This window comes from Nonomuraea sp. N2-4H, assembly GCF_045291505.1.
Taxonomy (GTDB): Bacteria; Actinomycetota; Actinomycetes; order Streptosporangiales; family Streptosporangiaceae; genus Nonomuraea; species Nonomuraea fastidiosa.
This window is the reverse complement of the sequence record NZ_CP147987.1, coordinates 4348380-4361346: the sequence shown is the minus strand read 5'-3', so window position 1 is coordinate 4361346 and position 12967 is coordinate 4348380. Positions and strand designations below refer to the sequence as shown.

12 protein-coding genes and 1 pseudogene are annotated in these 12967 nt (G+C 71.5%); 7 read left to right on the top strand and 6 right to left on the bottom strand.

What is annotated here, in order from left to right; all coding sequences use genetic code 11:
• Positions 1-118: 118 nt before the first annotated feature.
• A pseudogene (locus tag WBK31_RS20185) lies at positions 119-292 on the top strand (hypothetical protein); the annotation flags it as partial.
• A gap of 45 nt (positions 293-337) precedes the next feature.
• Here the strand turns inward: WBK31_RS20185 and asnB are convergent.
• The 4 genes from asnB to WBK31_RS20165 all read right to left on the bottom strand — a co-directional run bounded on the left by asnB (position 338) and on the right by WBK31_RS20165 (position 5681).
• Positions 338-2176, bottom strand: coding sequence for an asparagine synthase (glutamine-hydrolyzing) (gene asnB / locus WBK31_RS20180; protein ID WP_364053796.1), 1839 nt, complete (start codon positions 2174-2176; stop codon positions 338-340).
• Between the two features lie 81 nt (positions 2177-2257).
• On the bottom strand, positions 2258-3520 hold the full coding sequence (locus tag WBK31_RS20175) for a cytochrome P450 (RefSeq protein WP_364053793.1): 1263 nt from the start codon (positions 3518-3520) through the stop codon (positions 2258-2260).
• A gap of 319 nt (positions 3521-3839) precedes the next feature.
• The gene (locus WBK31_RS20170; protein ID WP_406675409.1) at positions 3840-5174 is read right to left on the bottom strand and encodes an MFS transporter; all 1335 of its coding nucleotides are present in this window, start codon (positions 5172-5174) and stop codon (positions 3840-3842) included.
• Positions 5175-5231: 57 nt separating this feature from the next.
• The gene (locus WBK31_RS20165; RefSeq protein ID WP_364053787.1) at positions 5232-5681 is read right to left on the bottom strand and encodes a MarR family transcriptional regulator; all 450 of its coding nucleotides are present in this window, start codon (positions 5679-5681) and stop codon (positions 5232-5234) included.
• Between the two features lie 65 nt (positions 5682-5746).
• Between WBK31_RS20165 and WBK31_RS20160 the strand changes: the two genes are divergently transcribed.
• The 3 genes from WBK31_RS20160 to WBK31_RS20150 all read left to right on the top strand — a co-directional run bounded on the left by WBK31_RS20160 (position 5747) and on the right by WBK31_RS20150 (position 7438).
• Positions 5747-6133: an FAD-dependent oxidoreductase gene (locus tag WBK31_RS20160; RefSeq protein ID WP_406675408.1), complete on the top strand. Its 387-nt coding sequence runs from the start codon at positions 5747-5749 to the stop codon at positions 6131-6133.
• The gene (locus WBK31_RS20155) at positions 6130-6903 is read left to right on the top strand and encodes an FAD-dependent oxidoreductase (protein ID WP_406675407.1); all 774 of its coding nucleotides are present in this window, start codon (positions 6130-6132) and stop codon (positions 6901-6903) included. Before WBK31_RS20160 ends, WBK31_RS20155 begins: the two co-directional genes overlap by 4 nt.
• Before the next feature lie 172 nt (positions 6904-7075).
• Complete coding sequence (locus tag WBK31_RS20150) at positions 7076-7438, top strand: peptidase inhibitor family I36 protein (RefSeq protein WP_364053784.1); 363 nt, start codon at positions 7076-7078, stop codon at positions 7436-7438.
• A gap of 37 nt (positions 7439-7475) precedes the next feature.
• Here the strand turns inward: WBK31_RS20150 and WBK31_RS20145 are convergent, their stop codons facing one another.
• Positions 7476-8111, bottom strand: a complete 636-nt coding sequence (locus WBK31_RS20145) for a TetR/AcrR family transcriptional regulator (protein WP_364053781.1) — start codon at positions 8109-8111, stop codon at positions 7476-7478.
• Between the two features lie 45 nt (positions 8112-8156).
• Positions 8157-9146, bottom strand: coding sequence for a LacI family DNA-binding transcriptional regulator (locus WBK31_RS20140; RefSeq protein ID WP_406675511.1), 990 nt, complete (start codon positions 9144-9146; stop codon positions 8157-8159).
• A gap of 505 nt (positions 9147-9651) precedes the next feature.
• Here WBK31_RS20140 and WBK31_RS20135 point away from each other — a divergent pair.
• From WBK31_RS20135 to WBK31_RS20125, 3 genes are all read left to right on the top strand, one after another.
• Positions 9652-10608: a carbohydrate ABC transporter permease gene (locus tag WBK31_RS20135; protein WP_378788082.1), complete on the top strand. Its 957-nt coding sequence runs from the start codon at positions 9652-9654 to the stop codon at positions 10606-10608.
• A 3-nt stretch (positions 10609-10611) separates the two neighbouring features.
• Positions 10612-11526: a carbohydrate ABC transporter permease gene (locus WBK31_RS20130; protein ID WP_406675406.1), complete on the top strand. Its 915-nt coding sequence runs from the start codon at positions 10612-10614 to the stop codon at positions 11524-11526.
• Positions 11527-11596: 70 nt separating this feature from the next.
• A complete protein-coding gene (locus WBK31_RS20125) occupies positions 11597-12958 on the top strand; it encodes a sugar ABC transporter substrate-binding protein (protein WP_364053773.1) in 1362 nt (453 codons plus the stop codon).
• Positions 12959-12967 lie beyond the last annotated feature (9 nt).

The window sequence follows — 12967 nt, the reverse complement described above, 5'->3', positions numbered from 1 at the left end:
GAGGTATAAGCCGTGATCTACACCGAGGAGTGGGTGACGCAGCGGGCGCGCGAGGCGTACGAGCGGGGGCGGGCGGGTTTCGACGTCCACGCGGAACGGTCGGCGCTGCTGCTGCGGCACCACCGCCAGGCAGGCGTACGAGCGGGGCTACCGGGTGGTCTTCGGCTCCGACGTCACCGCCACCGACGACGAGTCACGTCAGGAGCCTGAGCTGGCCGTGCTGCGCAAGGGGTTCGCGCTGGTGCTGACGGCCGGCGAGATCGCCGGCCGGCTCTCCGGGCGGCATCTCTGATCGGCACCTGGGCGGCCCTTTGAGCGGCCCCTCCGGGCAGCTCGGTCAGAGCGCCAGGTCGACGCGGTAACGGCTCAGCCAGTGGTGGAGCTGGACGAACCGCTCCAGCGCCGCCCGCGTCTCCGGCGAGGCGGGCTCCTCGACGGTCGCGCGGGCCTTGTCCCAGTCGACCAGCCGCGCCGCGGGGGAGTCGGCGATGTCGAGCAGCTCGCGGGCCCGCTCGCGCAGCCCCTCGTCGTACGCGGGATCCTGCGTGGCCGGATACGGGCTCTTGACCCGCTGCAGGATGCTCTCCGGCAGCAGGTCCGCAGACGCCGCCCTGAGCAGGCTCTTCTCCCGCCCGTCGAAGGTCTTCAGCGACCACGGCGCGTTGAACACGTACTCGACCAGGCGGTGGTCGCAGAACGGCACCCGCACCTCCAGGCCGTTCGCCATGCTCATCCGGTCCTTCCTGTCCAGCAGGACCTGCACGAACCGGGTCAGATGCAGATAGCCGATCTCCCGCATGCGCCGCTCGTGCCCGCTCTCGCCCGGCAGGTGCGGCACCTCGGCCAGCGCCTCGCGGTAGCGCTCTTCCCGGTAGCCGGACAGGTCGAGCTGCCGCTGCAGATCGTCGTGGAACAGGCGCTCCGCGCCCGCGTGCGCGGACAAGGCCGGACTGGCCAGCCACGGGAACATCTCGGCCGACACCGTCTCCGGGTCGTGAAACCACCGGTAGCCGCCGAACACCTCATCGGCCGACTCGCCGGACAGCGCCACCGTCGAGTGCTCCCTGATCGCCTTGAACAGCAGGTAGAGCGAGGTGTCCATGTCGCCGATGCCCATCGGCAGGTCGCGCGCCCGCAGCACGGCCGCGCGCACCTCACGGTCCATCAGCGCGGCCGAGTCGAGCACGATGTCGCTGTGGTCGGCCCCGGCGAAGCGGGCCAGCTCGTGCACGTACGGCGTGTCGGGCGTGGAACGGGTGAGGTCGGGCTTGAAGTTCTCGGTGTACCCGGCGAAGTCCACCGAGAACGAGCGCACGGTGCCGAGACCCTGCTCGCGCAGCAGCCTGGCCGCCAGCGAAGTGATCATGCTGGAGTCGAGGCCGCCCGACAGCAGCGCGCACAGCGGCACGTCGCTGATGAGCTGCCTGGCCACGATGTCGTCCAGCAGCTCGCGCACGGTCTTCACGGTCGTGGCCACGTCGTCAGGGTGCTCGCGGGATTCGAGTCGCCAATAGCGGCGCTTGACCAGGCCGTCCCTGTCCACCAGGACGATCTGACCGGGGCGGACCTCGTACAGGCCGGACAGCACGCCGTGCTCCGGCGTCTTGACGAACGCCAGCAGCTCGCGCAGCCCCTCCAGATCCAGCACGCGGCTCGCCAGCGGGTTGGCCAGCACGGCCTTGGGCTCGGAGCCGAACAGCACCCCGTGCTCGGTGGGGTAGTAGTAGAGCGGCTTGATGCCCATGCGGTCGCGCACCAGCAGCAGCCGCTCGGCGCGGGGGTCCCAGATCGCGAACGCGTACATGCCGTTGAGGTGCTCGGCCAGGTCCTCGCCCCATTCGAGGTAGGAGCGCAGCAGGACCTCGGTGTCGCTGCGGGTGCGGAAGACGTGGCCGCGGCTCGACAGCTCGGCGCGCAGCTCCTCGAAGTTGTAGATCTCGCCGCTGTAGGTCAGCACGGCGAGCTCGCGGCCCTCCTCCTCGGCCACCATCGGCTGCCGCCCGCCCGCCAGGTCGATGATGGCCAGCCTGCGGTGCCCGATCGCGGCGTGCGGGGCCAGCCACAGCCCCTCGTCGTCGGGCCCCCGGCAGGCCATGGTGCCGGTCATCTCCTGCGCGGTCTGCCGCTCCCGCCGCAGGTCGCGCTCGAAGTCCACCCAGCCGGCGATGCCACACATGTTCGGTCCCCCGTCTCACCCCAGGCTCGGAATCGTGCCCGGTAACGGGTAGACCGTTGGGAAAAGGCGCGGCAAAGGTGGTCATCGCGGGCGGGCGATCACGCGGCAGCCCGCCGCCGGCACGTTGCAGAACGCCTTCCACCTGACCCGCTCGTCACCCGGCCAGGCCGGCGACAGCGCCAGCTCGCGGGTGAAGACCTGCAGGAACGTCCGCATCTGCACCATCGCGAGGCGGTCGCCCAGGCAGGTGTGCGCGCCGCCGCCGAACGGCATCCACCCGTAGCCGGCCGGCCTGCCGTCGAGCCAGCGCTCGGGGCGGAACGCGGCCGGGTCGGGATAGAGCGCGGGGTCGTGGTGCAGCGTCCGCAGGTGCACGATGACCGTGGTGCCCGGGACCAGCACCCTGCCGCCCAGCTCGAACGGCCGTCTGACCGTACGGCCGAAGAACGTGACCGGCGGGCGCACCCGCAGCGCCTCGTACGTCACCGCGCTCGCGTACGCGTCGCCCTCGCCCCGCTCGCTCTCGCCGGTCACCCGGCGCAGCACCTCGGGGTGGCGCACCACCCGCTCGAACACCCAGGCAAGACCGTTCGCCGTGGTCGTACGCGCCCCCGCGATCATGCTCATCACCTGGTCGCGCACCACCGCGTCGGGCAGCGGCGCATCGTCGTCGTCGCGGGCCCGCAGCAGCGCGCCGAGCAGATCGCCGCCCTCGCCGCCGGTCTTGCGCCGCCGCTCGATCTCGGCGTGGATCAGCCGGTCGCACGCCTCCTTCGCCCGGTGGTAGCCGGGCCACCAGTCCAGCGCGCCCGCGTGCCGCAGCGCGTAGCGCACCGTGACCTCGTACGAGTCGGCCCGGCGCAGCAGCTCGCGCAGCGGCACCCGCCAGGCCCGCTGCCGCTCGGGGGAGAGGCCCACGATCAGCTCCAGCACGGCCTCGAGCAGCGCCCTGTGCAGCAGCGGGCGCAGCGGGAACGGCCTGCCGCGCGGGCACTTGGCGGCGGCCCGCAGCGCCAGCCGCTCCGTGGCCGCGCGCAGCCGCTCGTGCACCCGGTCGCGGACCACCGGCACCATGATCGAGCGGATCTCGCGATGCTCGTCGCCCTCCAGCCGCGCCAGCCCGCGCGGCCCTATCACCGGCTCGCGCATCCGGCCGGCCGGGCTCGCCGCCATCACGCCGTCGGGCGCCCGCATGACCGCTCTGACCAGCGCGGGATCGGACACCACCACGGCCCTGCCCAGGCCGGGGGCCCACAGGCCGAACATGCCTCCCGTACGGCGGAGCATGCTCTCCACGACGCCGTCGCCGGCCAGCAGCGCGGCAGGCAGCGCGCCGCTGCCCACCAGGGTTTCCCAGGGTCGGGGGGTACTGCGGCAGACCGTCACGAGAGAGTAACTTACCGTCATATGACATACGCGCAGCGTGATTCCCGAGACTCCGGTGGCCCCGCGCGGCCGTCGATCGCCATCATGCGTCCGCTCCGAGGTGGCCGGCGCAGGAGCGTCGCCATCAGGCGTCGGCCGCGCTCACTTGACGATCTCGCGAGCCGAGGTCCCTTCAGGGAGGGAGAAGAGGGCGACGGGACCGGGCGCTCGCTCGGGTGGCGCGTCCGGACGATCTCGCGGCGGCGGCGGACGGCGCCGGAGGCTCGGCGGATCGAGGTCAGGCGTCGGCGGGGGCTCTGCGGCGCCGGCGCGGGCGGTGGCCGGTGACCTCGTTGCCGGCGTCGGGGTGCAGGCGCAGCATCAGCAGCGCGCCCGTCAGCGCGATCGCGCCGGTCACCCAGAAGGCGGCTGTGAAGTCGCCCTGCGTGAGCGGCGTACCGGACCCGCCGTGCGCGAACTGCAGCGCGATCGCCGCCACCGCCACTCCCAGCGCCACGGAGAGCTGCTGCATCATGCTGAACAGCGTCGAGGCCGAGGCGCGATCGGCGGAGCCGACGTCGGCGAACGACAGCGTGTTGGTGCCGGTGAACTCGATCGACCGGGTGGCCCCGGCCACGAACGCCACCACGGCCGCCACGGCGAAGGCGGTACGCGCGTCCAGCAGCCCGAACGCCGCGATCGACAGCGCCACCGCGATCCCGTTGCCCACCAGCACCGTGCGGAAGCCGAGCCACCGCATCAGCGGCGTCGTGATCACCTTCACGACGAGGTTGCCGAGGAAGTACACCAGCACGAGCTGCCCCGCCTCCAGCGGCGTCTGCCCCCACGCCTCCTGCAGCATGAGCGGCAGCAGGAACGGCGTCCCGCTGATCGCCAGGCGGATGAGGGTGCCCGCGTGCAGGCTGGCCGCCGCGAACGTGGGCACCCGCAGTGGCCCGAGACCGACCAGCGGATGCTCGGCCCGCAGGAACCACCACACGGCGGCCGCGCCTGCCGGCAGCCCGACCGCCAGCAGGGCGAGGTCGAGACCCACCGCGGACGGGTGCGCCAGCTCGGACAGTCCGTAGATGGTCAAGCTGAGCGACGTGACGATGAGGACGGTGCCGGCGCGATCGAGCGGCTTGGGCTCGCTGTCGCGCACGCTCGGCACGAACGCCAGGACGAGGGCGGTCCCGGCGAGGGCGAGCGGCGCGTTCAGCAGGAAGATCCACTGCCAGCCGTACCAGGTGGTGAGCGCGCCGCCGAGCACCGGGGCGATGACCGGCGCGACCAGCCCCGGCCAAGTGATCAGCGCGGTCGCGCGCATGAGGTCCCGCTTGCCGGCGTTCTTCAGCACGATGATGCGCCCGACCGGCATCATCAGCGCGCCGCCCGCGCCCTGGACGACGCGGGCCACGACGAACTGCCATAAGGAGGTGCAGGCCGCGCAGGCGACCGAGGCCAGGCCGAACATCACGATGGCGGTCGCGAACACCCGCTTGGCCCCGTACCGGTCCGACAGCCAGCCGCCCACCGGGATGAAGGCCGTTCCCGAGGCGCGTTCGTCATGTCCTCCCTGTGGTGCGCGCTGCTGCCTGGCGGGGGAGGTCCGGGAGCGCCTCCCGGAGGGCAACTTTAACTCCGCACCCCATGACGGAAATGTCGGGCCACTCGGCGGTTCGGCGGAAGGTCAGCCCGCCTCGGCGCGCAGGTCGCGGAGCGCGGTCCGGTAGGCGGAGCCGACCATGGCGAAGACCTCCAGCATCATCGGCATCCGCTCGATCCCGTGCTGCTGTGCGAGCGCTTCGAGGTGTTTCCTGGTGGATTCGCAGGCGGCCTCGTACACCGCCAGGCCCTCGGGCACGAGCTCCACGGTCACCATGCGGCGGTCGCGCTCGCCGCGGACGCGCCGGGCGTACCCGCCCTTCTCCAGACGGTCGATCAGGCGGGTGGTCGAGGCGGACGGCAGCCCCAGCTCCTCGGCGATCGTGCCCACGGCGAGCGGGCCGCGCGTCTCGAGCAGCATGAGGGCGGCCACGTCGGCGGGTTGCAGGCCGAGACGGTCGGCGAGCGCGTCGTTGTGCACCAGGATCGCGATCACGAATTCGCGGAAGACGGCTTCTGGTTGCGCGGAACCCACCGGGCCACCCTACTTGCCGCCAATGTAACTTCGAAGCGAAGATACATCGAAGCGGAGAAAATCGGATGGATGTCATCGTCATCGGCGCGGGGATCGGCGGGCTGGCCATCGCCCGCGTGTTACTGGCCGCGGGTCACCGCGTCCGCGTGTACGGGCAGGCGCCCGAGCGCCGCACCGGCGGCAAGGCGCTGCTGGCCTGGAGCAACGGCAACGCGATACTCGACGACCTCGGCATCTCGCTCGCCGGCGTCGGCGCCCGCATCGACAGGATCGACGCGCTGACCCCGCGCGGCAGCTGCGCACCACCATGGACCTCACGCACGCCGCCGCCCGCTACGGCTTCCCGACCAGGGCCGTCCCGCGCGCCACCTGCTCGACCGGCTGGCCGCCGGGCTGCCCTGCGACGTCGTCCGCTACGGCATGGCCTGCCGCGACGTACGCCACAACGATGACGGTGTCACCGCCGTCTTCGCCGACGGCTCCACGGCCACCGGCGACGTGCTCGTGGGCGCGGACGGGCACCACTCCGTCGTACGCCGGAACGCTGTGGGGCGAGGGCACCGTACGGCCCGCCACGTTCGGCACCTGGCAGGGCATGAGCCGCATCGACATCGAGATCACCGGTACCACCAGGCACCTCATGATCAGCGGGCGGGAGGGCGCCTGCGGCCTCATGCCCGCGGGCGGCGGGCTGCTGCAGTGGTGGTTCGACGTCCGCTGGTCACCCCGCGATCCCCGGCCCGCCGCGCCGCCGGCCGAGCTGCGGCGCAGGTTCGGGCGCTGGCGCTCGCCGGTCTCCGACGTGCTCGCCGCCGCCCGCGAGGAGGACCTGGAGTTCTTCGGCCACCACTGGAGCAAGGTGCCCGAGGTGTGGGGCGCGGGGCGGGTGACGCTGGCCGGCGACGCCGCGCACACCATGCCGCCCACCCTCGGCCAGGGCGCCAACCAGACCCTGGAGGACGCCTGGGTGCTCGGGCGGGCCTTGGCCGGCGCGGGCGACCCGGGCGGCGCGGCTGCGCGCGTACGAGCGGGCCCGCTACCCGCACATCTCCCTGGTCTCCCGGCTCGCCAGGCGCAACCCGGCGAACTGGCGCACACCGCCGATCCTCGCCCGGCTGGTCCCGGAGACGGCGCAGACGACGATGCCGGCCCGCTTCAGCAACCGCCTCTCCGTCCAGGTGGGCTGACCCGTCATCACGCCGTCTCGCTCGAACCCCGTTGACCTGCATGTTCTCCCTTTCCGTCGCGGGCGTCAGCTCGCCCCACGAGGTCAGAGGAGTGATGGTCCTTCCGAAATAGGGGCCGGGCAGTGAGATCCACCTTACTCATCGTGTTCATTCGATGACGTCGCGTATAACGTCCCGTGGTGTTCCAGCAGACACGGAAGGAGCATCATGAAGATCCTCAGCGTGATCGCCGCGCCCGCCCTCGCCGCCGCTCTCCTGGCGGTGCCCGCCGCGACGGCCCAGGCGGCCGTGCCGGCCTGCCACGCCCACGTGTGCCTGTGGACCGGCGCCAACTACACCGGCGCCGTCTACACCTGGTGGGAGGCGAACGGCAACAGGTTCATCGGCAGCACGCACGCCGACAACGTCGGCTCGTTCGTCGCCACGAGCGGCGCGTGCTTCGTCGACACGGCCGACTCCGAGTGGAACTGGCGCGCCAAGCGCCTGGCCTCGCGGGGCGACTACAGCTCCAACTACAAGGGCAGGTTCGGCGGCGTGATGGACCGCATCGCGCCCGCACGCTACTGCTGATCCACCGGCTGGCGCGGCCGGCGGCCGGGGATCCCCCTCACCCGGCCCCGCCGCGCTCCGGCGAATACAGCTCGGCGATGGCGGCGAGGACGCGGTCGCGGGCGACCGGGCCCGGGGTGACGCCGGTCAGCACGTACGCGGCCAGCCCCTCGGCCAGCGCCACCAGGGAGAGCGCCGTCCCGTGCGGGTCGAGCCCGGGGTCGATACGGCCGGCCTGCTGGTCCCTGCGGATCAGGTCGGCCATCCGGCGGTGGAAGCCGGCGTACAGCACCCGCATCCGCGCGGCGATGGACTCCTCGGCGAAGGCGAAGGCGTGAAACGACTGCCGCACCCGCATGTGCGCCTCGGTGACCGCGTCGTACGGCACCAGCTCGGTCAGCACGGTTGTGAGCACCAGGCGCGGATCGGCGGCCTCCAGATCGGATCCGGCCTTCTCCCTGATGCGGGCGGCCGACAGCGCGTTGCCCCGCTCGAACGCCGCCTCAAGCAGCTGCCGCTTGGCGGGGAAGTAGTGCTGCACCCGGCCGGGGGAGATGCCCGCCTGCGCGGCCACCTCGGTCAGTGAGACGGCCCCGAGGCCCCGCTCGGCGACGATGGCGAGCACGGCGTCGGCGATCTCGGCGCGCCGCTCCTCGTGGTGTGCCCCCGGTCCCCTGGTACGCCGCTCCGCCACGTACGCTCACCCCCTGATCGATGCGATCGCATCGGAGTGTAGCGGTCAGGCGGGCGGCGGGGCCGTGCTGGCGCGGACGACCAGCCGCGTCGGCACGAGGTCCGTGCCCGACGGCGCGGTGCCCCCCTCGCGGATCTGCCGCAGCACGAGCTGCACGCACCGCCGCCCGACCTCGGCGAAGTCCTGGTGCACGGTCGTCAGCGGCGGCACGAAGCAGGCCGAGTCGGGGATGTCGTCGAACCCGACCACGCTGACCTCGCCGGGCACCGAGCGTCCCCGCTCGTGAAGCGCCCGCAGCACGCCCAGCGCCATCTGGTCGTTGGCGACGAACACCGCCGTGCAGCCGGGCTCCTCCGCCAGCCGGAGACCGGCGGTGTACCCGGACCCCGCCGACCAGTCGCCGTGCAGCGGCGGCGGCACCGGCCGGCCCGCCTCCTCCAGCGCGAGCCGCCACGCCTGGGCGCGGCGCTGCGCGGCGAAGGACGACTCCGGCCCGGTGACGTGCCAGACCGTACGGTGTCCGAGGCCGAGCAGGTGGCGTACGGCCGACCGGGCGCCCTCGGCCTGGTCGGTGTCCACCACGCTGTAGCGATCGCCCGCGTCGGAGTCGACGACCACCGCGTGCACCCCGGGCGGCAGCGTCACCGTGCCGGCGTTGAGCAGGTGCACCTCCAGGATCACGATGACCGCGTCCACGGCCAGCTCGCCCATCCTGGTGAACGCGCCCAGCACGTTGTCCTGGGTCGGCACGTCGATGGGGATGAGCGTGATCGCGTAGCCCTCGGCGGCGGCGTGGGTGGCGATGGCCTCGACGGTGCGGCTGTTGCCGATCGTGGACAGGTTGAACAGGATCACGCCGATCGTGTTGAACTGCCCGTACCGCAGGGCGCGGGCGGCGCTGTTGGGCCGGTAGCCCAGCTCGCGCATCGCGGCCAGCACCTGCTCGCGGGTGGAGCCGATGACGCCGGGATGGCCGTTGGCGACCCGCGAGACGGTCTGTGACGACACGCCGGCCAGCCTGGCCACGTCGGCCATCGACACGCGCTGCCTGCGCCGCCCGCCGGGAACCCCCGATCCGCGTCGCGCGCCGCCGGCGGGCCGCTCGCCACCGGCCTGCCGTGCGTGATCAGCCGGGCGTGCGCCCTCCGCGGGGCGCGCCTTCTCAGCCGGGTGCGCGTCCCCCTCTGATTGCGCACCCCCGCCCGGCCGCGCACCGCCGGTCGGCGCCTGCCGTTCGGGGTCGTCCAGATCCATGCCCGTGCCGCTCCTGCCTGCCGGTCTAGGTCGCTGACTCTCTGCTCGTGTCCGTCCGGTACGCGCCCGCCCCGGCCGGCGTCCGAGCCGTTCAGCCAGGAAATCCTTTGTGGAGGTCCCGGCCGCTGTCAATGAGGGGGCGCCCCTTGACCCCAGGTCAGGCGGGTGCCACCATACCGCAGCAGACGTTAACGTAAACATCACTGCGGCATCCCCCACCATCGCTCTGCGTGACATGCGTCCGCGGTCGATGTTTACGTGAACATGGCAGCGAGAGGAGTGACCGGTGGTCACGGAAGGCTACGCGCCCGGCAGGCAGGCGCGAGGGCGCCCGCCCGCGGCGGCCCAGCGCGGCCGGGGCACCAGAAGGCGCGGGACCGGCGGGCGGTCCTGGACCGGCTGGCGGTTCGTGGCGCCGTTCATGGCGGTGTTCGCGCTCGTCTTCCTGGCGCCGATCGGCTATTCGATCTACCTCAGCCTCTACCGCACCCAGCTCGTCGGCGGCACCGCGTTCGTCGGCCTGGACAACTACATCAAGGCGTTGCAGGATCCGCAGTTCTGGTCGGGGTTCGGCAGGGTGGCGCTGTTCCTGGTCGTGCAGGTGCCGATCATGCTGTTCCTCGCGCTGCTGGTGGCCCTCGCGATCGACAGCGGCCGGCTCTACGGCGCGGCGTTCTTCCGCATCTCGGTGTTCCTGCCGTACGCGGTGCCCGCCGTCGTGGCGACGCTGATGTGGGGCTTCATGTACGGCACCAGGTTCGGCCTCATCGGCAACCTCAACGAGGCGCTCGGCTGGTCGCTGCCCGACCCGCTCTCGCCCGACCTCATCCTCGCCTCCATCGGCAACATCGTGACCTGGGAGTTCGTCGGCTACAACATGCTGATCCTGTACTCGGCGCTGCGCGTGGTGAGCCCCTCGCTGTACGAGGCCGCCGAGATCGACGGCGCCGGCCAGTTCCGCATCATCTGGTCGATCAAGCTGCCCGCCCTGCGCGGCGCCCTGGTGATCGCCACGATCTTCTCGATCATCGGCAGCTTCCAGCTCTTCAACGAGCCCAGCATCCTCAAGACGCTGGCGCCGAACTCGATCACCACCTATTTCACGCCCAACCTGTACGCCTACTCGCTGTCCTTCGCCGGCCAGCAGTTCGACTACTCCGCCGCCGTCGCCATCATCATGGGCGTCATCACGATGATCATCGCGTACATCGTCCAGCTCCGCGGCATGCGAAAGGCGGTCTGAGCCATGACCGCAACCGCACATCCCGGAGCCCGCGCAGGACGCGGCCCGCTGGTGATCCGCCACCAGCGCCCGCGCCACCGCCGCCGCAGCCGCACGCTCACCGCGCTGACCACGCTCATGCTGGTCTACACGCTGCTCCCGCTGGCCTGGCTGCTGATCAACGCCACCAAGACGCAGGAGAGCCTGCTGTCGTCGTTCGGCCTGTGGTTCTCCGGCGACTTCGCGCTGTTCGACAACATCGCCCAGACCTTCAGCTACAACGGCGGCGTCTACACGCGCTGGCTGCTCAACACGCTCCTGTACGTGGTCGCCGGCGCGGGCGGCGCGACCCTGCTCGCGACACTGGCCGGCTACGGCCTGGCCAAGTTCGACTTCCCCGGCAAGAAGGCCGTCTTCGCGGTGGTGATCGGCGCGGTGGCGGTGCCCGGCACGGCGCTGGCCGTACCGACCTTCCTGCTCTTCTCCGACATGGGGCTCACCAACACCCCGTTGGCGATCATCATCCCGTCGCTGATCTCGCCGTTCGGCCTCTACCTCATCTGGACGTACGCCGCCGACGCGGTGCCGAAGGAGATCCTGGAGTCCGCGCGGGTGGACGGCGCGGGCGAGTTCCGCACGTTCTTCCGGATCAGCCTGCCGCTGCTCGGCCCCGGCATCGTCACGGTCCTGCTCTTCAACGTGGTCGCGACCTGGAACAACTTCTTCCTGCCGCTGATCATGCTCAAGGACCCCGACTGGTACCCGCTCACCCTTGGCCTGCACGCCTGGAACCAGCAGGCGGGCACGGCGGGCGGCGAGGCCGTCTTCAACCTGGTGATCACCGGATCACTGCTCACCATCGTCCCGCTGATCGCGGCGTTCCTGCTGCTGCAGCGGTACTGGCAGTCGGGCCTCGCCACGGGGAGCGTCAAGGGCTGACCCGGCGCCGCCGGAGCGCCGGCGACACGAACGCGTACACCAGAGCAGACATTTCAGAAAGGCAACGCCCATGACGATCAACCGTCGTCACGCCCTCCTGCTGGGCGCGGCACTGACCGTGTCACTCGCCGCCACCGCCTGCGGCTCATCCGGCGGCGGCGACGGCTCAGGCGCGACCGCCACGGCCGCCGCCTCCCAGAGCGTCTCCGACGCCGACCTGCAGAACGCGCTGAACGCGGGCGGCGACCTCACCGTCTGGGCGTGGGAGCCGACGCTCAAGCAGGTCGTCGCCGACTTCCAGGAGAAGTACCCCAAGGTCAAGGTCAACCTGGTCAACGCCGGCACCGGCAACGACCAGTACACCGCGCTGCAGAACGCGATCAAGGCCGGATCCGGCGTGCCCGACGTGGCACAGATCGAGTACTACGCGCTGCCGCAGTTCGCGCTGTCGAAGTCGGTGACCGACCTCAGCGCGTACGGCGCCGGCTCACTCGAAGGCACCTTCACCCCGGGCCCGTGGAACTCCGTGCACGCCGGCGGCCCCGCCGTCTACGGGCTGCCCATGGACTCCGGCCCGATGGCGATGTTCTACAACAAGGAGGTCTTCGACAAGCACGACATCGAGGTGCCGAAGACCTGGGACGAGTACGTGGCCGCCGCCGAGAAGCTGCACAAGGCCGACCCCAAGGCGTACATCGGCAGCGACAGCGGCGACGCGGGCTTCACCACCAGCATGATCTGGCAGGCGGGCGGCAGGCCGTACAAGGTGGACGGCACCAGCGTCGGCATCGACTTCTCCGACGCCGGCACCCAGAAGTTCACCGCGACCTGGCAGAAGCTCATCGACGGCAAGCTGCTCTCGCCCGTCGTCGGCTGGACGGACGAGTGGTACAAGGGCCTGGCCGACGGCACCATCGCCACGCTGGTGACCGGCGCCTGGATGCCGGCCAACTTCGAGTCGGGCGTCAAGGCCGCCTCCGGCAAGTGGCGGGTCGCGCCCATGCCGCAGTGGGAGGCCGGCGGCAAGGTCACCGCCGAGAACGGCGGCAGCTCTCTGGCGGTGCCCGAGGCGTCCGCGAACAAGACCCTCGCCTACGCCTTCATCAAGTACGCCACCGTGGACGAAGGCGTGCAGACCAGGATCGACGGCGGCGCCTTCCCCGCCACCACCGCGCACCTGCAGGACCCGAAGTTCAGGGACAAGGAGTTCCCCTACTTCGGCGGCCAGAAGGTCAACCAGGTGCTCGCCGAGTCGGCCGAGCAGGTCGCGCCCGGCTGGTCGTACCTGCCGTTCCAGGTGTACGCCAACAGCATCTTCAACGACACCGTCGGCAAGGCGTACACCTCCGGCACCACGCTCCAGGACGGCCTGAAGGCGTGGCAGGACGCCTCCATCAAGTACGGCCAGGAGCAGGGCTTCACCGTCCAGTAACCGATCGAC